The sequence below is a fragment of the Okeania hirsuta genome (assembly GCF_003838195.1).
Lineage (GTDB): Bacteria > Cyanobacteriota > Cyanobacteriia > Cyanobacteriales > Microcoleaceae > Okeania > Okeania hirsuta.
Genome location: NZ_RCBY01000119.1, coordinates 1 through 24,522 on the forward strand (window position 1 = coordinate 1; position 24,522 = coordinate 24,522).

General features: G+C 34.4%; 13 protein-coding genes. 11 read left to right on the top strand and 2 right to left on the bottom strand.

Annotated elements, in window-relative coordinates:
- The 10 genes from D5R40_RS35570 to D5R40_RS19035 all read left to right on the top strand — a co-directional run.
- Window positions 1–635, top strand: a 635-nt coding sequence (locus D5R40_RS35570; RefSeq protein WP_161564379.1) for a hypothetical protein, incomplete at its 5' end; no start/stop codon positions are given.
- A gap of 752 nt (window positions 636–1,387) precedes the next feature.
- A complete protein-coding gene (locus tag D5R40_RS19000; RefSeq protein ID WP_124155051.1) occupies window positions 1,388–7,348 on the top strand; it encodes a glycosyltransferase in 5,961 nt (1,986 codons plus the stop codon).
- A gap of 22 nt (window positions 7,349–7,370) precedes the next feature.
- Window positions 7,371–7,556, top strand: a complete 186-nt coding sequence (locus tag D5R40_RS19005) for a hypothetical protein (RefSeq protein ID WP_124155052.1) — start codon at window positions 7,371–7,373, stop codon at window positions 7,554–7,556.
- Window positions 7,557–7,764: 208 nt separating this feature from the next.
- A complete protein-coding gene (locus D5R40_RS42060) occupies window positions 7,765–8,001 on the top strand; it encodes an Rpn family recombination-promoting nuclease/putative transposase (protein WP_338043138.1) in 237 nt (78 codons plus the stop codon).
- A gap of 3 nt (window positions 8,002–8,004) precedes the next feature.
- Complete coding sequence (locus D5R40_RS42065) at window positions 8,005–8,193, top strand: hypothetical protein (protein WP_338043139.1); 189 nt, start codon at window positions 8,005–8,007, stop codon at window positions 8,191–8,193.
- A gap of 672 nt (window positions 8,194–8,865) precedes the next feature.
- Window positions 8,866–9,993 (top strand): methyltransferase domain-containing protein, encoded by a 1,128-nt coding sequence (locus D5R40_RS19015; protein ID WP_124143822.1) that lies wholly within the window; start codon window positions 8,866–8,868, stop codon window positions 9,991–9,993.
- A gap of 489 nt (window positions 9,994–10,482) precedes the next feature.
- A complete protein-coding gene (locus D5R40_RS19020; RefSeq protein WP_124143823.1) occupies window positions 10,483–12,918 on the top strand; it encodes a sulfotransferase domain-containing protein in 2,436 nt (811 codons plus the stop codon).
- An 8-nt stretch (window positions 12,919–12,926) separates the two neighbouring features.
- Window positions 12,927–13,649 carry a class I SAM-dependent methyltransferase gene (locus D5R40_RS19025; protein ID WP_240038818.1) on the top strand — a complete coding sequence of 241 codons (723 nt, stop codon included), beginning with the start codon at window positions 12,927–12,929 and terminating at the stop codon, window positions 13,647–13,649.
- 506 nt (window positions 13,650–14,155) lie between these two features.
- A complete protein-coding gene (locus D5R40_RS19030; protein WP_124143824.1) occupies window positions 14,156–15,430 on the top strand; it encodes a glycosyltransferase family 4 protein in 1,275 nt (424 codons plus the stop codon).
- Between the two features lie 327 nt (window positions 15,431–15,757).
- Window positions 15,758–17,773: a calcium-binding protein gene (locus tag D5R40_RS19035; protein WP_124143825.1), complete on the top strand. Its 2,016-nt coding sequence runs from the start codon at window positions 15,758–15,760 to the stop codon at window positions 17,771–17,773.
- Window positions 17,774–17,823: 50 nt separating this feature from the next.
- Here the strand turns inward: D5R40_RS19035 and D5R40_RS19040 are convergent, their stop codons facing one another.
- Window positions 17,824–18,783 carry a calcium-binding protein gene (locus D5R40_RS19040; protein WP_124143826.1) on the bottom strand — a complete coding sequence of 320 codons (960 nt, stop codon included), beginning with the start codon at window positions 18,781–18,783 and terminating at the stop codon, window positions 17,824–17,826.
- Window positions 18,784–19,793: 1,010 nt separating this feature from the next.
- Window positions 19,794–21,491 carry a methyltransferase domain-containing protein gene (locus D5R40_RS19045; RefSeq protein WP_124143827.1) on the bottom strand — a complete coding sequence of 566 codons (1,698 nt, stop codon included), beginning with the start codon at window positions 21,489–21,491 and terminating at the stop codon, window positions 19,794–19,796.
- A gap of 1,553 nt (window positions 21,492–23,044) precedes the next feature.
- Here D5R40_RS19045 and D5R40_RS19050 point away from each other — a divergent pair.
- A complete protein-coding gene (locus D5R40_RS19050; RefSeq protein ID WP_240041618.1) occupies window positions 23,045–24,136 on the top strand; it encodes a class I SAM-dependent methyltransferase in 1,092 nt (363 codons plus the stop codon).
- Window positions 24,137–24,522: the final 386 nt, after the last annotated feature.

Here is a 24,522-nt window from a genome sequence, read left to right on the forward strand (position 1 = left end):
GAAGGAAGAAGTTGGAAGGAAGAAGTTGGAAGGAAGAAGTTGGAAGGAAGAAGTTAGAAGTCTCAGAAGTCAGAAGTCAGAAGTTAGAAGTTAAGAATTTTGGCAAGGAGGAAGAAGTTGGAAATGCAAAGGAAGAAATAATAGTAAAAAAGATAGAAGCGGAAAAAATACTCATATCTGATAATGAAGAAACTAAAAATTTGTCGGATAGCCAAACAAATAGGCAAGTAAAAACAGAGGTTGAGGAACTACCTTTTTTTGATAGTGGAGAAACTTGGAAATTTGCTGAAAAAATTCTGCCGGGTAGTGATAAGTGTCAGACTGAAATTAAATTTCAAATTGAAGGTCAAAAAAGATTTCGAGTTTATCCACAAATAGAACCTATTGCTGCTTATTCAATAGAATGTGAAATTGAGATTATTAAGAGTGAGGATGGAAAAATATTAGTGCAAAAAACTATTCCTTTTAATCACAATCATATATTTGGCAAAACTAATTATGCGGTAGTAGAAGTAGAAATTCCTCGGTATTCTGGGGAAGTATTTGTCAGATTAACTACTGTAATTACAGATAGAATATCCCTAGCAACAGAGCAGGAAGTAATGGTATCTTGGAATTTTGCAAATTTTGCTTAAAATCAGGAGAAAAATTAGATGAAATTATATGGGGTAGTAGAAGTAGAAATTTATCAGTATTCTGGGGAAGTAGTTGTCAAATTAATAGTATCTTGAAATATTGCCAATTTTGCCTAACATCAGTAGAAAAATTCAATGAAATTATATGCAGTAATAGAAGTAGAAGTTCCTCAGTATTCTGGAGAAGTAGTTGTCAAGTTAAATGCTGTAATTATAGACAGAATATCCCTAGTACAAGATGGCGTAAATAACTGACCAGTTACAAAATTCTCAAACAATTACAAATCAAAAATGATTGACTTTTAAATGCTAGACTTTTAACTTCCGTGTAGTGGCACTAGCACTAGCAGCAGAACAAAAAGTAATGGTATCTTGAAATATTGCCAATTTTGCCTAACATCAGGAGAAAAATTCAATGAAATTATATGCAGTAATAGAAGTAGAAGTTCCTCAGTATTCTGGAGAAGTAGTTGTCAAGTTAAATGCTGTAATTATAGACAGAATATCCCTAGTACAAGATGGCGTAAATAACTGACCAGTTACAAAATTCTCAAACAATTACAAATCAAAAATGATTGACTTTTAAATGTATGACTTTTAACTTCTGCTTTCTTTCGGTAGGAAATGCAGAAGTAAACATAACTTTTAATTCTCTTTGGAGACTAATTCGGACTTAGGTGCGATAATAACTCATAGCTGATAGCTGATAGCTGTTTGCTTACAACTTTGCTTAATATCAGGATAAAAATTAGATGAAATCAACAGTTTTTATTATTACAGGAATGCACCGTTCGGGAACCTCATTAACAGCTTCTTTATTTCATAGTGTAGGGGTAAATATTGGAGAGAAATTAGTGAGGCCGGAATATGGAAATATTAGGGGGCATTTTGAAGATATCGAATTTGTGGAACTGCAAAAAGGAATATTAGGTTCCCAAGGTTTGGATGATTTAGGAAGTAATGTTGAAATTACAGAAATTCCCGTCAAGAAACAATATTTAAAGGCGGCTAAACGATTAATTAAAAACCGTGAAGAAGCTCAAGATAATTTAGGAAAAAGCTGGGGATGGAAAGACCCAAGAACAACATTATTTTTAAACTTTTGGTTAAACTTATTACCAGATGCTAAGTTTATTTTTGTCTATCGTTCGCCGTGGGAAGTAGTAGATTCACTTTATCGACGAGCTACGGATGAAAATTTATTGGAACAGCCAGAAATAGCTGTAAAAATGTGGCTGAATTCTAATCAAAGAATCTTAGATTTTTATCAAAATTTTTATCAGCAATGTTTAATAGCAAAGGTTGATAGTATTGGCAAAAATCCTGAAGGTTTTATTCAAGCAGTTAATGATAAGTTTGAAATAGACTTACCAACACCTACCCCAGGAAATTTTGAAGAATCTTTGTTAGTAAAGGATATTATTAAAACCAGTAGACCTAACCTAATAGAAAAATATTTCCCAGAAACATTAGAGATTTATCAACAACTAGAAAAAATAGGTTTAGGTGGCGAGTCAGGAGCAGAATTAATCACAAATATCCAGAACAATCGCCAATTCTGGGAATTTCAAGATTGGTCGAATATTCGAGGTTTAGAAAAACAAATTAATCTGTTAGAAACAGACTTGAAAAAATGGCAAGAAATTTTCCAAGAAGCACAGCATAAAGTACATAATCTAGAAAAAGAACTGGGTGTAACTCAGCAACAACTGGATAGCAGAGAAGTTACACTCCAAGAGTCTGTTAAAAAATTAGAAGTACTAGAAAGAGAACTAGGTGAAACCCAAACTAAACTTGACGGTAAAGAAAGAAAATTCCAAGAACATCAAACCAAAATTTCCACATTAGAAATCAAACTAGGGCAAGCTCAGGCACAATTTGAAAGTACAAAAATTAAACTAGATGAGTCTCAAAAGAAAATCATTGGATTAGAAATAGATTTAGGTCAAACTCAAGCACAACTCGATAACTCAGCGACAAGATTTCAAGAAGCTTTAGCCAAAATATTAGGTCTAGAAACAGAACTAGGTAAAGCTCAAGTTCAACTGGATGGTACTCTGGTAAAACTAACTGAATCTCAGAAAAAGTTATTAGGGGTAGAAACAGAATTAGGGCAAACCCAAGTTCAATTTGAAAGAAATAAAATTAGGTTACAAGAGTCTCAGGATAAAATTCAACTTTTAGAAACAGAATTTGGTCAAACTCAACAACAACTTAACGGTAATATCGCTAAGTTACAAGAGTCTCAAAGTAAAATTCAACTGTTAGAAACGGAATTAGGAAAAACAGAAGGAATATTAAATGGTACTCAAGTAAAATTAGTCCAATCTCAGGATAAAATTCAACTTTTAGAAACAGAATTAGGAAAAACAGAAGGAATATTAAATGGTACTCAAGTAAAATTAGTCCAATCTCAGGATAAAATTCAACTTTTAGAAACAGAATTAGGAAAAACAGAAGGAATATTAAATGGTACTCAAGTAAAATTAGTCCAATCTCAGGATAAAATTCAACTTTTAGAAACAGAATTAGGGCAAACTCAAACTCAACTAGAGCAAATTCAAGCTGAATTAAACGTCCAACATCTAGAAACTGAAACACTTAGGGTGGAAATGTCTGCCATGAAATCTTCCAAGTTTTGGAAACTGCGGGAAAAGTGGTTTGGTCTGAAAGGGAAATTAAGCAAGCTATCACAGCACTTATTTTTCTCCATCGACTCCCCTACTAACTGGAAAATTTCTAACTCCCAGATACAAATAGTAGGTTGGTGTTTCCATAGCGGTAGTCTTAACATCCAAACTATTCGTGCCAAAGTGGGAGGCGAAATTTTTCCTGGTAACTATGGTATCTCGCGACCAGATGTTGCCCAAGAATATCCAGACATTCCTGCTTCGGAAAACTCTGGTTTCCAAGTATATATACAACTCTCCCCAGGAAATTATCAATTAATTCTCGAAGCACAGGATAAAAAAGGAAAGTGGCATAAATTTGCCTCCTATCCAATATCAGTATCTACAGTCGAAGCAAATTTTGATGCACCTACAGACTGGCAACAAGGGGAGGGGGTAATTTTATTTGCCGGTTGGTGTTGCCACCCAGAGCAGAAAATCACAAAATTAGTTCTCAAATGTGGGGATATTTCCGTAGACTGTGCTTATGGTTTGCATCGAAAAGATGTGGGAGCAGTTTTCCCTGATTTGGTGGGAAGTTCGGATAGTGGGTTTGAGGCAACGGTGGAACTTCCAGTCGGAAAATGGCAAGTTAGTTTAGAAGCACATTTAGAAAATGGGGAAATAGTTGGTTTCCCTTGCTCAGAATTTTTAAAACTAAGACGTTATAGTTTCTGGGAAAAAGTTAAAGATAAATTCGAGAAGTTATCCAAATTTGCTAAAGCTATTGGGAAACGGACTGCGGAAAGGAAGCAAAGGTTGGGTCGCATCATCCCTCTACCTTCAGAATTACCTGGTATTGCCAGACAAATATTACAGATATATCGACAACAACAATGGCAAGAAGGAGAATTATTCGCGCCTCCCGGATTTATGGTGTCAGAAACTATGGATGTTTATGACGCTTGGTTGGCCGTAAATAACTGGGGCGATCGCTCCCTTCAATATTTAATTTCTCGGTTAGAGGGTTGCCAGGTAACTTTACCTAAAATTTCTGTGGTCATGCCAGTTTATAACCCACCTTTGGAATTTTTAGACAAAGCAATAGCCAGTGTACTAAACCAAGTGTACCAAAATTGGGAATTTTGTATAGCGGATGATTGTAGTAGTAATCCAGATATTCGGGAATTTCTGACAGAAATGGCTGAGAAAGATGCTCGGATTAAATTAATATTCCGTTCTGAAAATGGAAATATTAGTGCTGCGACGAATTCTGCTGCTGAACTTGCTACGGGAGATTTTATTCTCTTCCTAGATAATGATGATGAACTTACTCCTGATGCTTTGGGAGAAGTGGCTTTATATTTAAGTCAAAATCCAGAAACAGATTTTCTCTATTCGGACGACGACAAAATAAATACAGAAGGCAAAAGATTCGACCCTCAATTTAAACCGGAATATTCTCCAGAGCTGTTACTTTCTTATATGTATATGGGTCATTTGTGCGTAGTTAGAAAAGAAATTTTTGAGAGAGTTGGAGGTTTAAGAATTGGTTTTGAAGGTTCTCAAGATTATGATTTTGCTTTAAGAGCAACGGAAATTTCTTGCGAAGTTGGGCATTTACCTTTGGTGTTATATCATTGGCGAACTTCTCCTGGTTCGACTGCTATTTCTGGTGGGGAAAAACCGAAAAGTTTTCTAGCAGGTGAAAGAGCGGTTCAAGAAAGTTTAAAACGTCGTGGTGTGAAGGGAGATATTTATCAACCAGATTGGGCAGTGCGAGAAAATTTGGGAATTTTTAAAGCTACTTTTCCGGACGAAGGTAAGTCGGTAAGTATTATTATTCCGACTAAAAATCAAGTCAAATTATTGAAGTCTTGTATTGAGTCTTTGAAAAAGACAACTTATCAGAATTATCAAATATTTGTGATTGATAATGAAAGTGATGAGTCTGAGACTTTAGAATATTTGGCAAATCTGAAAAGTTCGTTTTCTGGGTCGGCAAATATATCGGTTATTTCTATTCCTAACAGTGGGGGTAAGTTTAATTTTGCTGCGATTAATAATCGTGCTGTAGAACAGGTTGGTAGTGAATATATTCTATTTTTAAATAACGATACGGAGGTTATTTCTCCTCAGTGGTTAAGTCAAATGATTGGTTATGCACAATTCCCTGGTGTTGGAGCAGTGGGTGCCAAATTAATATATCCCGATAAAAGGATTCAACACGCAGGAGTAATTCATGGTTTACATCATGGTTTAGCAGGTCATGCTTTTAAATTATTACATAGTGAAAATAGGGGTTATCTTTCTCAAGCTTTTGTGTCAAGAAATTATTCGGCGGTAACTGCTGCTTGTATGTTAACTTCCCGGCAATTATTTTTAGATTTGGGTGGTTTTGATGAGTCAAATTTTGCCGTTGCTTATAATGATGCTGACTATGGTTATCGACTTTTGGAAAATGGTTATCGTTCAGTTTATTGTCCTGATGCTGAATTAATTCATAAGGAAGGAACAAGTCGCGGTTATTCTGATAATCCTCAGGAAGAAGCAAATTATCGTCAGAAATATTCTCAGATGGTAGATAGGTTTTATAGTCCTCATTTTTCTCTCGAAAGTGAGTTATTTGAAATTCAACCAAGGCGATATTTTATTCAGGAGTCAGGAGTCAGGAGTCAGGAGTCAGAATATAACAATCCTCAGAAAGAATCACAAATAAATAATCTGGGACTAGAGGCAAATTCTCAAAATGAACTAGAAATAAATAGTCAGGCAAAAGTAGATGAGTCTCAGCAAAAATCACCAATAAATAATCCGAAACTAGAGGCAAATTCTCAAAATGAACTAGAAATAAATAGTCAGGCAAAAGTAGATGAGTCTCAGCAAAAATCACCAATAAATAATCCGAAACTAGAGGCAAATTCTCAAAATAAAACACCAATAAACGAACTGGTTAATTATACTGAGGAAAATTTACTCGCTGAAATGAAAGACATTTTTCCCAGAATTAAATTATTGATGTGTAGTAATTCCTTAGATTTAACTGGTGCACCACTTCATCAATTAGAAATTGCCCTAAAATTGGCAGATGATGGAATTGTTGAACCAATAATTTTTTCTGTCAATGATGGAGAATTGAGAGAAATTTATGAACAACATAATATTCAGGTAGTTGTTCGGGATAATCCACTAGAACATATTTATCAAAGAGATATTTATGATGAAGCTTTAGCTAGTTTTGCTAAAGAAATAAAAGCACTAAATATTGATGTTATGTATGTCAATACTTTAGAAAATTTTTTCATGGTAGATGTGGCTCAGATGTTAAATATTCCTAGTGTTTGGAATGTACATGAAAGTGAGCCTTGGCAAACTTATTTTAATCGGTTTGGCACAGATATAGCTGCTAGAGCATTAGAATGTTTCCGCTATCCTTATCGAGTAATTTTTGTGGCAGATGCTACTCGAAATAGATACTTACCTTTGAATAGTCATCACAATTTTACTGTTGTACATAATGGCTTAGATTTAAAATTATTAAAATCCGCAGTTCATAAATGGTCAAAACAATCAGCAAGGTCAGCTTTAGAAGTAAAAAATGATGAAATTGTCATTCTATTATTAGGTACTGTTTGTGAAAGGAAAGGTCAACAAGATTTAGTAAAAGCTTTATCATTTATCCCTGAAACAGAAAGTAAAAAAATCAAATGTTTTATAGTAGGCGATCGCCCAAATCTTTACAGTTTAAAATTACACGAACTTTTGACTGAATTACCAGAAGAAATTCAACAGCGAGTAGAAATAGTCAAAGAAACTCCAGAAACAGCCAAATATTATCAAGCAGCAGATATATTTGTTTGTACTTCTCGGGTCGAGAGTTTCCCAAGAGTCATATTAGAAGCAATGGCTTATAATTTACCCATAATTACTACTCCAGTATTTGGCATAGTTGAACAAGTAAAACCAAATATTAATGGTTTATTCTATACTCCCGATAACCCAGAAGAATTAGCAAATGTTTTGACATCTTTATTGATCGATGACGCAATGCTTCATCTATCAATAAAGATGTCAAAACATTTGTTTATTCTATACTCCCGATAACCCAGAAGAATTAGCAAATGTTTTGACATCTTTATTGATAGATGAAGCATTGCGTCATCGACTCGCAGATAATTCTAAATATGTACTGGAGTCATTAAATACTTTTGCTGAAATGACAGAAACTTATGGTCAAATATTCAGAGAAGCATACTTTTCTTTAGATAAATTAGCACACAGGGATTATGGCACAGATGTACGGATTAATTAGTGGGTTTAATGTTACTAATAATTTCCAATTTTGTGTTACTCTTGACTTTGGTTATGGAGTCATTAAACACTTTTTTAGACTCTTGTTTTCTAGAAAAATAAGGGTATTTAAAGCTTAATTTTACTCCCCTACTCCCCTACTCCCCTACTCCCCTACTCCCCTACTCCCTTACTCCCCTACTCCTCTACTCCCTCAAGAGGTCAAACCAATGATTTTTATTAATCCCAAAACAGATTTTGCCTTCAAGAAAATATTTGGTTCCGAACAAAGTAAAGACATTTTAATTAGTTTCCTAAACAGCATCCTCTATGACAGTAATCCTACTATCAAAGACCTACAAATCCTCAACCCCTATCTCGTACCTAAAATTCGAGGTTTAAAAGATACTTATTTAGATGTTAAAGCCAAAATTACTGGTGAAAAAACTGTAATTATTGAAATGTAAGTTTTGAACTTAGAAGGATTTGAAAAGCGGATTTTATATAATGTAGCTAAAGCTTATCCTACTCAGTTAGATTCAGGAGAAGATTACACTTTGCTAAATTATGTTATTGGCTTAACTATTACAGATTTTGAAATGTTTTCTGGATTAGATAAAATTATTTCTCGCTTTTTGCTCAAGGAAAAAGATTATTGAATAGACTATCCTATTTATGACATTGAATTAGTCTTTGTGGAATTGCCCAAATTTACTAAATAAATCTCATAATTAACAACAATTACTGATAAATGGCTGTATTTTCTCAAAAGTGCGAATAGTTTAGATTCTGTGCCAGAAAAAATGAGGGAAGTTCCAGAAATTCATAAAGCATTTGAAGTTGCTAATCAAGCTGGTTTGACTAGAGAATAATTTGAAAATTTAGAGGCACGGGAAACTTATATCGCCGACAAAAAAAATGCTATAAAAAGAGCCATAAAACAAGGAATTGAGCAAGGTAATCGAGAAGCTAAAATCGAAATTGCCAAACGATTACTAGAATTTTTAGATGCAAAAAGTGTTAGTCAAAATACAGGTTTAAGTTTAGAAGAAGTTCAAAACTTGAGAAACCAATGATAGAGAAAACAAAGCATTCTAAAATTAATAATTAACAATTACCTTTCCTTGAAAAGAAGAAAATTGACTAAAAGAAAAATTTTTTATTTTCTCTTGATCGATTGGATATGGGGGGGATATCTAGCCATCCCTTGACCGCTTTTCTACTTTAAAGGAGAGCCTTTAAATCTTTATTATTTGGTAATTTTTAAGTCAAAATTTGTAGTTAAAGTATGAAAAATTGGTCTTAAAACTGGCAAATTATGAAAATAAATAATGTTTAATCTAGATTTTCCTAAAAGCACAGAAATACATTACTTAACTAAATTTTCTGGTTGGTACATTTCTGAAAATAATTTCAATATTCAACTAAGTATTTATCTAAATGGAAAACCTTATGCCTCCCTTTTACATGGTGGATATCGACCAGATGTAGCTGCTGCTTTTCCAGAAAAAAAATATGCTAGTCATAGTGGTTTTGGGGGAGAGCTTTTACTGCCAAAAAATATTAAACCAGAGACAGATATAAAAATAGAAATATTTGCCGATGGAAGAGAAAAAATATTATTATTTCAAAATCAATTTAAAATTATTGGAAATATCCCTAACCAACCTCAACGACAGAAAATTTTCAACCTACAAAAACTATTAATTTGTCCCCAATGTGGAAATATAGCTACACCATGTAATAAAAAAAATTGCCCTATATGGATAAGAAGCAATACTCCTCATATTTTGCAACCAGGAGATTTACCATTTATTAAACTCACAGAAACAGAAACTACCCATCCTTACTCAGAAGGAATTTTAACAGTATTAAATAAAATTGGAGAAAATGGAATAGTTTTAGATTTTGGCGCAGGTAACACTCAAAAAGAATATCTAAAGCCAAATATTTGTTACTTAGATGTGCAGCAATATCAATATACAGATGTCGTCTGCTCAACATTAAAATTACCATTTTCAGATAACTGCTTTGATGGCATAATTAGTCATGCAGTTTTTGAACATTTACCTAATCCATTTTTTACCGCAAAAGAACTTTATCGCATCTTAAAACCAGGAGGTTTAATATTTATTGATACTGCATTTTTACAACCACTTCACGCTGACCCCAGCCATTATTTTAATATGACAATTCATGGTTTACGGAAAATTTTGTCAGACTTTGAAGAAATCAATAGTGGTATTTTTCCCCATCATTATCCATCCTATAGTATGATGATGTTTATTCAAACTGTCTGGCCTTATATTCAACAACAAGAATGGCAAGAACGTTTAGAAGATTGGCACGCTTTTTTAGTACAAGAAGGTGATAATTTAGATATTGTATTAGGAGAAAAGGGTAGAGAAATTTTAGCAGCAGGAGTATTTTTTGAGGGTAAAAAAACCACAGAAAGCTGAATAAAGTCTTTTTGCTGAGGTAGGAGACAGGAGACAGGAGACAACCCACCCCTAACCCCTCCCAGGAGGGGGAGACGGAGAAATGGGTGGGGAGCGAGGAGGTAGGAGTAAGAATTGTAAGAATGATTTTTCTGCCCAACTATACGCCTAAAATACTAGCTTTTTGAGCGTTTTCAACTGAAACAGAGGCACTGCAATTCGAGCCTAAAAATACTCAAACCTTTATATATAAATACTTTTATATTTGATCGGTAAGCCCTATTTAATTATTAATTATTTGGTAATGGATAGCCTTTTAAGGGGATAAAAAAAGAGAATATTTCAGATTTCAAGCCTCCTTATTGTAGAGGTACTGATAACTGATAACTGATAACTGAAATAACCTCACGCTTCTTGGGAATTGCTATATGAGGATTTGATTGTTATTAAAATGCATAATATCAATATTCCCTGCTATATAATATTTCACAATTAAAAGAAAATTTTTATATGTCAGAAAAGAGTTTCAATCATCAGCATCAGAATCAAGCCCAAAAATATTGGCAAACAAATCCAAAAGCAGCTTTAGTAAATAGTAATCAGTGGGTATCTAATTTGATTATTGAAAAAGCTATTAATAAAAGAATATCTGGTGGCGAAACAGAAAAATATTGGCTAGCTTGGTTGATAGAAGATTTTTTTGCTGGCAGAAAATTTGATAGTTTATTGTCTATTGGTTGTGGCGTTGGTAATCACGAAATACTAATGGCTAAGTTGGGTTTAGCTAAGAATATTGATGCCTTTGATTTTTCTGAATCAGCATTAGCAATTGCTAGAAGAGATGCAGAAAAAGCCGGAGTTAAAATTAATTTATACCAAGATAATTTTAATACTTTTACTCTTAACAAAAAATATGACCTAATAACGTGCTTTGGTTCTTTGCATCATGTGAAAGAATTAGAACACTGTTTGTCCACAATCAAAAATAGCTTAAAGCCTCAAGGTTATGTAATCTTAAATGAGTATATTGGTGATTGTTTCAATATTTATGAACAACAACAATTAGATATTATTAATCGTATATATAATTGCTTTGATGATAGTCTAAAATCTGTCAAAGTATCAAAATATAAAAGCCCAAGTATTGAAGAAGTATTTACACTAGACCCATCTGAAGCAGTACGTTCAAAATTGATATTGGCATTCATCAAATACTACTTTCATATAGAAGTTTTGAATCACTATGGTGGTGGATTAATTAACGAACTATATCAATTACTAGATAGTAATCAATTTGTTACTGAAGACCCCAAAGGAGAAACAATAATCAGATTATTACTGGAATTTGAGAAAATTTTAATGGAAATTCCAGGAGGTTTAAAAAGTGATTTTTGCTTATGTATTCTCCGACATAAAAAATTAAAAGAACAATCCAAAAAACCTGATTTTTTGATAATTGGAGCGCAGCAATGTGGTGTTAATTACTTACATAAGTATCTTTTTCAACATCCTAAAGTAGCAGCAGTTAAACAACCATCATTACATTTTTTCGATCTAAATTTTCATCAAGGAATAAACTGGTATCAAAATCAATTTGTAGTGGAAGAAGAAAGTGATTTAATTACAGGAGAATCAAGTTCTTACTATTTATTTCATCCTCTTGTTCCTCAAAGAGTTTACAATTTTTATCCTAATATAAAGTTGATTGTCATACTAAGAAATCCTATAGATAGAGCAATCAATCACTACTACCATGAAGTGAAATTAGGTTATGAATCTTTAAGTTTATCAGAAGCGATCGCTACAGAATCTAATCGTTTAAAAGGAGAAGTTGAGAAAATTATAGAAACAGAAACATATTACAGCTTTAACCATCAACACTACACATATTTATCTCGCGGTAAATACGTCGAGCAACTACAAAATTGGATGAAATTTTTCCCAAAAGAACAATTTTTAATTCTGCAAAGTGAAGATTTGTTTAATCATCCTCAAGAAACTATGAACAAAGTATTTAAGTTTCTCGATTTGAAGCCAGAATTAATAGATGATTATATCGATCATAATCAAGAAAAAAAACCTGACATTAACTCTGAAACATACCAGCAATTAACAGAATACTTTCAACCCTATAACCAAAAACTCAAGGAATATATTGGTATCAAATTCCACAAAAAAATCGACTATCCAATCAACTATCAAAAGCCACATTTTCTGATAATTGGCGCTCAGAAATGTGGTACTAATTCCTTATATAACTATTTAGTGCAACACCCTTTAGTTGCAGCATCCTTACAACATGAAATTCATTACTTTGACTTAAATTTTGATAAGGATTTAAAATGGTATCAATCGCAATTTCCCGAATTAGAGCCAGGAATAATTACAGGAGAATCAAGCCCTTACTATTTATTCCATCCTCTCGTACCCCAACGAATTTTTGATATATATCCTCAGATGAAATTAATTATATTGTTGAGAAACCCAGCAGAAAGAGCAATATCTCATTATTATCACGAAGTTAGATTAGGAACTGAAAAATTAACTTTGAAAGAAGCGATCGCTGCCGAACAAAATCGCCTAAAAGGAGAAGTTGAAAAAATAATTCAAACAGGAACATATTACAGTTTTAATCATCAACATTATACATATCTAGCAAGAGGCAAATATATTGAACAACTACAAAATTGGATGAATATTTTTCCCAAGGAACAATTTCTCATTCTCCTGAGTGAAGACTTATTTAACCACCCACTAGAAACCATGAATAAAGTATTTCAATTTCTAGAATTACCTACATACCACTCAGAAACATATTTTAGATATAATTCTGGTAATTACTCACAACCTAGAGATGAAATATACCAACAATTAGTAACATATTTTCAACCATATAATCAAAAATTAACTAAGTATTTAGGTATTGAACTAAACTGGCAACTTTAATCAAAAAATTGACAAAATATAGCGACATAACTATGACTATTGATTATGAAAATTCTTGGGAAGAATATGCAAAAAAATGGCATGAAGATTATCCCGAATTAACTCATATAGGTGACGAATGGATAGGTAAAGCAGCAGGGGCAGCCAACTCATTAGCAGAATATGAAAAATTAATAGAACAAAAATTTATAGCACCATATATCAATGAAAAACATACAGTACTAGAAATAGGCATTGGTGGAGGACGTACAGCAGAATTGTTGCTCAAACATTGCCAAAAATTAATATGTGCTGATATCTCCAATTCTATGTTAAATGCTACTAAAAATCGACTCGGCGAAGCCAAAGTCAAATACCTAAAACTTGATGGAATAACATTAAATGAAATTGATTCAAAAACAGCAGATGTTTGTTTTTGTTACGACACAATGGTGCATTTAGAACCCAGAGATATTTTTAACTACCTAACCAAAATACCCGCCAAATTACGAGGAGAAAAAATTTGCATATTTCACCACACAAATACCCTCAGCGATCTAGGTTGGCAAAGATTTCTCAAAGATTGGGATAACAATCTTATGGGAAAACGAAACGGAACCGCTCACTCAGTAATGACTAATACAATAATGGAGAAATTTCTATCCCATCTAAAATACAAAATTATTCATCAAGATACTAATTCAGTTCCTAGAGATTGTGTATGGATATGCCAGGCACCAGACATTATTTAGGGTTTGCTGAAAAAGTCTTTTTAAGGAGTAGGGGAGTGGAGGAGTAGGGAAGTGGGGGAGTAGTTAGGAGGAACGGAGAATAGAATTTAATTAGGAGGTAGTCAAATATATTTGTCAGAGTTATTTTTCTGCAATTATTCTGCCTTTTATGCTAAAATTTTGAGGGTTTTGGACGTAATACCAGGCACTTTTTTACATCATAAAAAGACTAAAGCCAATATCAGTCAATTCTTTAAGATTTAATCAGCAAACCCTATTTAAACGTAAGCAAAAAGCCGTCAGCTATTAACTATCAGCTATGAATTTTAGGCAAGGTAAAAGCAACCTTTGAAATTGAGAAAAAATAAAAAGTTACTGCCATACGTTCCCTGACTAAACCCTAGAAGTAATGAATAATTACTAATTGCTGATAGCTGACTGCTAATAGCTGTTTGCGCAGCAGTCCCCAGGAAATGCTTACATTCAAACATTAAAAAATAATCATTAATAATACAAATTTAGAACTTATGAAATATCTCTTCCTGCACCCAAATTTTCCTGCTCAATATCGTCATATTATTACTGCCTTAGGAGCAAATCCTAATAATCAAGTTGTATTTGGCACAAAAAACGAACGCCCAGAGTGGAAAATACCAGGAGTTCACAAAGCATTATTCAAACCCAGTCGCGAACCACGTCCAGAAACCCATCACTACGTCCGTCCCCTAGAAAGTGCAGTAATTTATGGACAAGCCGTATTTAGAACCGCAGAACAACTCAAAGCACAGGGGTTTGTGCCAGATATAATTTGTGGCCACTCTGGCTGGGGACCCACCTTATTTGTCAAAGAAGCATTTCCGAACACCCCACTTCTTTGCTACTTTGAATGGTTCTATCATTCTCATGGCTCTGACGCTGACTTCGACCCGGCAGAACCCTTGACAGTAGATGATATGGCCAGAATAAGAGTAAAAAATGCTCCCATATTAATAGATTTGTACACCTGTGATTGGGGGTTATCCCCCACATATTGGCAGCGATCGCAATTTCCCACAGAACTCCAAAGCAAACTATCTGTACTCCACGATGGGGTAGATACTGATTACTTTAAACCCAATCCAGAGGCAAAATTAGTACTACCTAATTTAGACCTGTCCGGTGTTGATGAACTTGTAACTTATGTAGCGCGAGGCATGGAACCCTATCGGGGATTCCCAGAATTTATAGAAGCGATCGCCTATATCCAAGAAAGGAGGCCCAACTGCCATGTAGTAGTAGTCGGTTCTGAAAGAGTTTGCTACGGTAAATCTTTGCCCAATGGTAAAACTTACAAACAAGAAATGTTAGAAAAAATACCCTTGGACTTATCACGAGTTCACTTCGTTGGTTCATTGCCCTATGGTCTATACTTAAAAGTCATTCAAGCATCTGATGTTCATATCTACTTAACCAGACCTTTTGTTCTGTCATGGTCTATGATTGAGTCTCTATCCACTGGTTGTCTAATTGTAGGCTCAGATACACCTCCTGTGAGGGAAGTTATTGAGGATGGTAAAAATGGCCTATTAGTAGACTTCTTCTCCCCCAAACAAATAGCTGACCGCATTGATGAAGTGTTGAATCATCCAACTCGCATGGCAGAAATACGTGCCAAGGCCCGCAAAACAGTTTTAGAGCGATACGCTCTTTCCAACTTATTAGCAAAACATTTAGAACTAATTCATCAAGTTGCTAACCGCACCTTACAAATCAAAGATGTAGGTATAGAAAAAAAACAACCTCTAACCTCATCTAAACTCTAGATACCTTAAAAATCAACCATACTATATGGGAACCTAAAATCAACAATCCACGTCCTCCGGTAATGTTAACACTATAATCAATCATTAAAAATATGCTGCCTTAGTATAGATACTAGATTGTACTTAAAAGTCAATAATGGTAAACCCATAGGCACATAGTAGGCCAAATTTTGGCTGATAATTTTTGTAGTTAAAAGGCTAGACTTATTCCAGATAAACAGGTTAAACTACAGCCGAATATAAAATTACTGGTATTTGTTGGTAGTTGAGCCAAACAAAACAATTGTCCATATTTTAGATATAAACCATGTAGAGGAGTGAAACGGTATGGTAACGCTAACTGATGGAGACGATCGCTTCGATCAGGAGGATTCTGGTAATATAGCACCTGATACGATTAATGGTATTGGTGGAGACGACACTATATTTACTTCTACCCTAGGTGGCAGTCTAGCTAGAGGTGGAGATGGAAACGATACACTGGTATCTAGGGGTCCTTCTGGTATTAACAACTCTGGTCAACCAGATACTCTCGAAGGTGGTGCAGGGAGTGACTCCCTGGAATTCCAAGCTGCTGCTGGTTTCGGATTTGGAGATGATGAAAATGATACCTTAGTAGCTGTTTCCCGTACTAGCCTTTATGGAGGTCAGGGAGATGACTTTCTCCGTGGCCTGATTGGAGATAACTGGTACTCTGCCAATCAAGGTAATGATATCCTACTTATCGGCACAAGAGATAGTCTTTATGGTGGCAGGGATAATGACACTATTAGTGTCTTTGCTCCGGAAGTAGTAGAGGCACTTGATTTTGACACCTTACCTACATTTACAGGTGACACAGGTCAAGGCCAAAACTTTATTTCTGCAAACCGACAAGAAGATTTAGTTGTTGCTTTTGGCGATCGCGATACTATCTACGGCGGTAGAGATAATGACACATTATATTCTTTGGGTAGCCAAGTCCGTGTAAGTGGAGATCGTGGCAATGATGTAATAGTTCAGCTAAATCAGGAATCTGTAGGTACCCCTGTTAATAGCACAGCTATAGCTTTAACTTCGATAGAAAGGTCTACTCTAATAGGTGGTGAAGGTAATGACTGTATTCAAGGTGCAGTCGGGCCATTTGGTGATGGTAGAAATTCCTTAGATGGCGGAGCTGGCAACGATACTATCAGGGGCCAAGCTTCAAGAGATACCTTGGTTGGTGGTGAAGGTGATGACTTAATTATCACTGGTTTGATCGAAGAAAATGAAGATAAATTTAGTACTAATGGTATAGCAGTTACTGTTCCCGGTTTTGCTGGTCAAAACAGATTAGATGGTGGTGCCGGTGATGATACTCTAGCATCAGGCTTTTTATCAGATACTATGATTGGTGGTCAGGGAAATGATTGTCTCAGTGGTATCTTTAGTCGTGTGGATGGGGGCGAGGGTGACGATACCATTGATGCTACAAGCATCAGTACCAATGCTTCGGGTGGTGGTAGTATTGAAGTTACTCTGATTGGTAGTTCAGGTAATGATATCCTTTTGGGTAGTACCAACGCTGGTGTGGCAAACTTCTTTGATGGTGGTACGGGTAATGACTTTATTCAGTTTGGTGGAACAAGCGATCAGTTAATTGGGAATACACAAGGTAACGATACAGTAATAGCATTTCAGGGTGGAGGTACAGCACCATTCTTCATAGAAGATACTCAAGGTAGTAACACTTTAAGTGGTGGTGATGGAGGAGATACCTTAATTACTGGAGCAGGTGATGATTCCATTGTGGGTGGTACTGCAGATGACTCATTAGGAGATAGTATTAGTGCTGGTGCAGGGAATGATGTTATATTTGGCCGTGGAGGAACTGATACTATTCTTGCTGGTGCTGGTGACGACTATATTGCAGCTGGCCTTAATGGTACAGGGGACTCCTTAATTGGTGGTCAAGGTAACGATAGCTTTGCTTATTTTGCCGTTGAGGAGGGTGTCACTGAAAATAGTGTGATCGTAGACTTCGATCCTTCTGATGACCGGATACTTCTAGACTTGAATGGATTTAATTTGGAAAATTCCAGCAAAAACTCAATTATTGGCATTAATGATTTTGCTGGTGTTGGTCCAGGTGATAACTATGAAGATAGCTTTGCTCGAACTAGCGGTCCTACTATTATCTATGAACGAAACCCAAAAACAGATCCAAATGACACATCAGATGACCCAGAACTAGCTGGTTCAGGTCTGTTAAAGTACGATCCTAACGGTAATCTGGAAAATGATGATAGTAATCCTATTATTACCATTGCTCGCCTCAATGGTACTCCTAACCTACTTCAATCTGACATCTTTATTATCTAATATAATCTATTAGCATTAAGCAAAATTATGAGGCTGTGATTGATTTTTAATCACTCCTCATTTTTTTCTGGATTAGTTTCTGTTTTGACTTGTTTTTCTACTTTATTTGTACCTTCACTCTGAGTTTTTTCCTTAGCTGGAGCTTGTTCTTGAATCAATGTTATTTGATTATCAATTAAACTCAAAAATGTAGTGCCAAAATGCTGAATTTCTAGAAAACTTGCATCAGCAGCAGCAGGTTTATAAATTTTAAAAGTCCGCATAATTCCTAAAGTAGCAGCACTTTCTAACGGACCAATAAAGCTGGTATCTCGGTCTAAAAAATAAGGTTTACTAGCCCATTTTTTCATCTGTTCGGCATTCAAAAAATAGCAACCAGAGTGGGGGTTAAGAGTTCTATGAAAGGCAATTACCTTTTCCATGATTTTTCCCTTAAGCTGATATTGTTCTCGAATATTTTGAAATTTAGCTGTTATTTCTGGTTTTAAATCTCCATCTATATAAGCTTTGGGAATAGCTCCTAAAGGAGAAATTTCATAACGATTTGCTTGAAGTAAATTACCATTTCCTGTGTGGTGATTAAACCAATTTAACTTCACAAATAACCATGGATCATGTAGTATTAAATCATCTTCTAAGTAACAATAATAATCGTATTTCCCAAGACATGATTTCATTACTTCCTGACATTCAAAACCTAGTAACATAGGTTCTACGTTAGTGCTGTGGTGCATCAGAAAATTTGAGGGCAAAGGAATTTGAGATAATAAATGAAGACCTTTAGTGGTACAAACAATAATATCAATATCATGGCCATGATTTTGATTGGCTGGAATTGCTTGATGTCTACTAATATCAATTATGTACTGAGATTTAGCATATAAGGCACGCAATGCAGTTAAACAGGTAGTTAATGCTATGCGTCGTGTTTGCGGGTCTTTGCGTAAAGAACCATGTTTTCCGCTACCTTCAGGGTTAAAGAAATGAGCAATTGTAAATAATATTCGCATTTTTGGAAGAGGGAATAGGGAACAGGGAATAGGGAATAGGGAGTAGGGGAGTAAGGAGTAGAAAAATATACTAATACTAACTTTTCTGGCAGCTCAACTGCTTATTCAAAAATCATACGTCAATTTTGATCTGTTAAATAGTTCTGGAACACTATGTTTTTAATAATTTAATTTTTTTAGAAAATAAACATAGACTAATAAAGTATACTATTTTTTTTTGATAACTAAATAGGGCTTGCTGATTAAATCTAAAAGTCTTTATAAATAAAGGTAAGTGCCTTTTTAAGTATCAAAAAGTGCGAGTTTTTAAGCGGTAATGGTTCAAAAATGAGCGGATTTTGGTCAAGATTTGGGCAGAACAATCTTGGGACAAAACTTAGCTCCTACCTCCTCGCTCATTCCCATTTCTACTGTCTCCTGTCTCCTGTATCCTAACCCTACTAAAAGACTTTTTCAGCAAACCCTAAATAGTTCTGAAACACTATGTTTTTAATAATTTAATTTTTTTAGAAAACAAACATAGACTAATAAAGTATACTATTTTTTTTTATAACTAAATAATTCAGACGATTACACCTGTAAAAATTGCTGTATTTAATTTTGTAGAACCCTTATGGTATCTTTGACGCGGTATGTGTTTTTGGCATGGGAGTCAAAAGTCAGAAGTCAGGAAATTCAGAAATAGAATAGGGGAAAAAGGTAGAAAAATGCTCCCTACTCCCTTATACCAATTTGATAAATATTTGCTACAAAGAGTTAGGCTATTTCTTAGGAGTCAACCCACCCCTCGCCCCTCCCCCTCCCAGGAGGGGAAGGACCGAGTCAGGAGTCATAATGAATTGCTTCAATACCAGTTTTTAGGTCGTAAATTCTCTTTTTTGTCAAAGGGACATTTCCGGCAAAATCTTTTTATTGCACTTATTATTCATCACATTCTTTTTTCAAATTGGTATTACTTCCCCACTCCCCTTTCTGTATCCTAGCTCCTTCAAAAATAATACTTCAAGTTTTTAATAATCAAATAATTCTGGAACACGATTTTTTAACTGTTCATTTAAACGCGCTAATTCATCTCGCATTTGCAGATACCAATCCCGGCGCTGACGATAATTTTGAGAAAGTAAACGATTATTTTTCACCCAATCATAAGCGTTAATTGCTATTTTTTTTCTGAGATTTTCATCAGTTATTAGTTGTCTCAATTTTCTAGCAAAATCTGAAACAGAATGATAAATTAAACCTGTTTTACCATCAATAATTGAATCTTGATAAACTATTGGACTAGCTAGTACAGCTACTCCATAACCTGCACATTCAACAAATTTTAAGTCAGATTTCATTTGATTAATTGGGTTGTCATTTAAAGGTAATAAACTAAGGTCACAACTACCAAGAATCTCTAGATACTTATCATAACTACAAAATGGATAAAATTCTTTATTGGTTGTATTTAAACTTTCAAAAAATAACTTATCGTGGATGACTTTGAACCTAATTTTATCTTGATAATCTGACAATACTTGATTGATTATCGGCATAATTTCTTTCCAGTCTGCTTCCCTGTTGACAGCTCCAAAAAATATGGTAAGATATTTATTATGGGAAAGTGTGCGCTCATATAGAGGTACTATTTTAGCCAACTGATTCTGAAAAACTACAACGTTGGGGTTATATTGACGTAAAAAATTAGCTAGGGATGGGGTAGAAGTTTGTACACAGTGACAACCACGATAGCTAAGATAATTATTTTCAGCATATTCAGGACGACGTAACGGATTATCATCAATTTCAGCCACAATCAAATAATCCTTTTCTAGCAAAGACTTAAGTTTGTGAAAGTCAGACGGATAATTTAAAATTGTGCGTTGCCAGATAAACACCTTTTCTTCTTGAGGCAACCCTATATTTAAGTCAGCAGTTTTCGCAGCAGAAAAAGTTCTCACCCCAGGAATAGTAGCGCTAAAGCGGTCTGGTTCCAAAACTCTGACAGTACCACAAACTTTCGGGTCCATAATTATCGTTTGAATTAATAATCTCCGGGGATGGATAGGAGATTTGGTGACGCGTGCAATGAAATATTCAGCAGCGGTCTGAGTAGCGAACTTTTTTGAGTCCAAACCCAAAGCATCAACCAGACCTTCAGTTACTTGGAGAAACCGTTGAAACTCCTCTCCTTTTTCACCACGAGTTTGTATTTCATATACTTGTAAACCTGCATTAGCGAAACATGACTTTAGACTTTCCAGAGTAAACCAATGACGAATTATTTCCGAATTTTCCCAACCACCTTTAAGCAAATTAAAAATTCTGCACCAATGCTGTACATTTTGTACAATAGCCAAAACTTGACCATTATTTTTTAACCAAGTTTGATGATATTTCAAAACTTCAGTCGGGTGAGCGATCGCCATTAAATCTAAACCATAAATCAGACAATCTACTGTTTCTGGTTGGATATTTAGAGTCGAAAGATTTTGTTGTAAATTTCCTACAACAATTTTATCTACTTGTAAGACAGAATTTTTAGCAAAATCTGGATTAGATTCAATGACAATATAATAACAGTGAGGATTAATCTGTTTATATTGAGAAGCTATTGTGCCATTACCACAGCCAAATTCGATAATAACTTTAGCATCAGCAGGTATAAATTTTAGAAGTTCTTGGTGAATGGAATTTTCTGAAGAATTAAATCTAGTCTGAGTCATCTTCTCTAATTTAAACTGCTCAAAATAATACCATTTCTCAAAAACTTTTCAATAAGAAGGAAGAAGGAAGAAAGAAGAAGGAAGAAGGAATAAGGAAAAAAAAACTGGCATTGCCTGAGTTTTTAGCTTTTGATATATCAAATACAGTAATAGGGACTGCTAAGTTATCAGTTATCAGTTATCAGTTATCAGTTATCAGTTATCAGTTATCAGTTGTCATAGATATTGTTAGGAGAGTGTTAGTCAGACTATATATATTTAACCCATGAATCTCACCGAGGGATAAAAAATTAACTACCCTCCGACATTCAAATTTTGAGATAACTCAACTTTTAAGCAGAAAAATTTGAGTAGGAATGAGATATTTTCAACTCCACTAAAGAAAATTAACTACCAAATCTAAGTACTCTCTATATATATTGGAAAATTTGGCGATATTTTGATTCTTTCTACAGTCAAGAGTCAGGTGAGGTATATATTTAAACCCTAACTCTTACCGAGAGGTAAAAAAATCAATTACCCTCAGAAAGTAATCGAGAGAAAATCAACAACTCACAGTCATTCAAATTCTGAGATAACTCAACTTTTAAGCAGAAAAATTTGAATAGGAATGAGATATTTTCAACTCCACTAAAGAAAATTAACTACCAAATCTAAGTACTCTCTATATATATTGGAAAATTTGGCGATATTTTGATTCTTTCTACAGTCAAGAGTCAGGTGAGGTATATATTTAAACCCTAACTCTTACCGAGAGGTAAAAAAATCAATTACCCTCAGAAAGTAATCGAGAGAAAATCAACAACTCACAGTCATTCAAATTCTGAGATAACTCAACTTTTAAGCAGAAAAAAATTGAGTGGGAATGAGATATATTCAGCTCTATCGAAGAAAATTAATCACAAATTATCAGCACTCTCTATACATATATATGTAGAGCAGTATATTTTGGAATTTTGCAAAATTTTTCTCAAGTCAAAAACAGGGATAGTAACAGATATTTTTAGGAGAGTACCAGTCAGATATATACATTTAATCCATGACTCTCACCAAGGTAAAAAAATCAATTACCCCCAGAAAGTAATCTAGAGAAAACCAATAACTCACAGCCATTTAAATTCTGAGATAACTCAGCTTTTAAGCAGAAAAATTTGAATGGGAATGAGATATATTCAGCTCTATCGAAGAAAATTAATCACAAATTATCAGCACTCTCTATACATCTATATATGTAGAGCATTATATGGGAAAATTTGGCGATATTTTGATTTTTTCTACAGTCAAGAGTCAGATGACATATATATTTAAACCATAACTCTCACCAAGATAAAAAAATCCATTACCCTCTGAAAGTAATCTAGAGAAAATCAACCTCGCTTTTGATTTTGACTTATAACTTCCGTGAAACGGTATTAGCTAACCCCCATCCAAGTAAAATGATGAGAACTTCTTCTATATAACTCCTCTTTTACTGAGACAGATAGATAAGCGATCGCTTATATATAGATAGATAGTCAAATCTGTTAGACTTAACCAATATAAATATTAAGACAATGAATAAACCTAGATACAAAAAGATGATGAAATGCAAAATATGTGAATCTATTTCTTTAAAATTTTCTGAAGCTCATATCCTCAACAAAAAATATAAAATCGACTACTTTCAATGTCAAAACTGCAACTTTATCCAAACAGAATATCCTTACTGGTTAAGTGAAGCTTATTCTCAAGCGATCGCCTCTAGTGATGAGGGTTTAATCTTTAGAAATTTGATGTTATCTCAAGTTACAAAGAATATTATCGATCGACTGTTTGACTCAGAGGAAAAATTCCTCGACTTCGGTGGGGGATATGGTTTATTTGTTAGGTTGATGCGGGATATTAAATACAAGTTTGATTGGCAAGACAAATACTGTGAAAATCTCTTTGCCCAAAACTTTAAAGCTACTCCAAATCAAAAATATGAGTTAGTTACTGCTTTTGAGTTACTAGAACATTTAGTTAATCCTATTTCTGATATTCGAGAAATTTTAAATTACTCCCAAAATATTCTCTTCAGCACAGAAATATTACCGCCAAATAATCCTAAACCTAATCAGTGGTGGTACTACGCTACCGATGAAGGTCAACACATATCTATATATACAGTTAAATCTCTCCAAATTATTGCTCAGAAATTTCACCTCAATTTTTATACTAACTACTCATCACTCCATTTATTAACGGAGAAAAAAATCTCTCCAGCTTTTTGTGAAGCACTCTTAAAATATGATGCGGAAAATCTCCGAAAAATTCTTAGACAAAATCGGGATTATCTCAAAACATTCGAGAGAATTTTAGGCAAGGAAGAAGGAGGAGGTAAGAAGGAAGAAGTAAATTCTTTCAACATCCCAACATCTACCCCAAAATCTCAAGAACTTTCAGATGAAACTCAATTTTTGCACCAGGGAAAAGGAGGAGGTATAAATCAAGGAGTAAATTCTTTCAATCTCCCAACATCTACTCAAACATCTCAACAACTCTCAGACAAAACTGAATTTTTACACCAGGGAAAAGGAGGAAATTTACTTCTTGATTTACCCCTTCTACTTCTTGCTGCTGAAAAAATTCAGTTTCATCCGAAAGTTCTTGAGATATTTGGGTAGATGTTGAGAGATTGATAGAAATTTCTTTTTTGCTTCTCTCCAAATTATTGCTCAGAAATTTCACCTCAATTTTTATACTAACTACTCATCACTCCATTTATTAACGGAGAAAAAAATCTCTCCAGCTTTTTGTGAAGCACTCTTAAAATATGATGCGGAAAATCTCCGAAAAATTCTTAGACAAAATCGGGATTATCTCAAAACATTCGAGAGAATTTTAGGCAAGGAAGAAGGAGGAGGTAAGAAGGAAGAAGTAAATTCTTTCAACATCCCAACATCTACCCCAAAATCTCAAGAACTTTCAGATGAAACTCAATTTTTGCACCAGGGAAAAGGAGGAGGTATAAATCAAGGAGTAAATTCTTTCAATCTCCCAACATCTACTC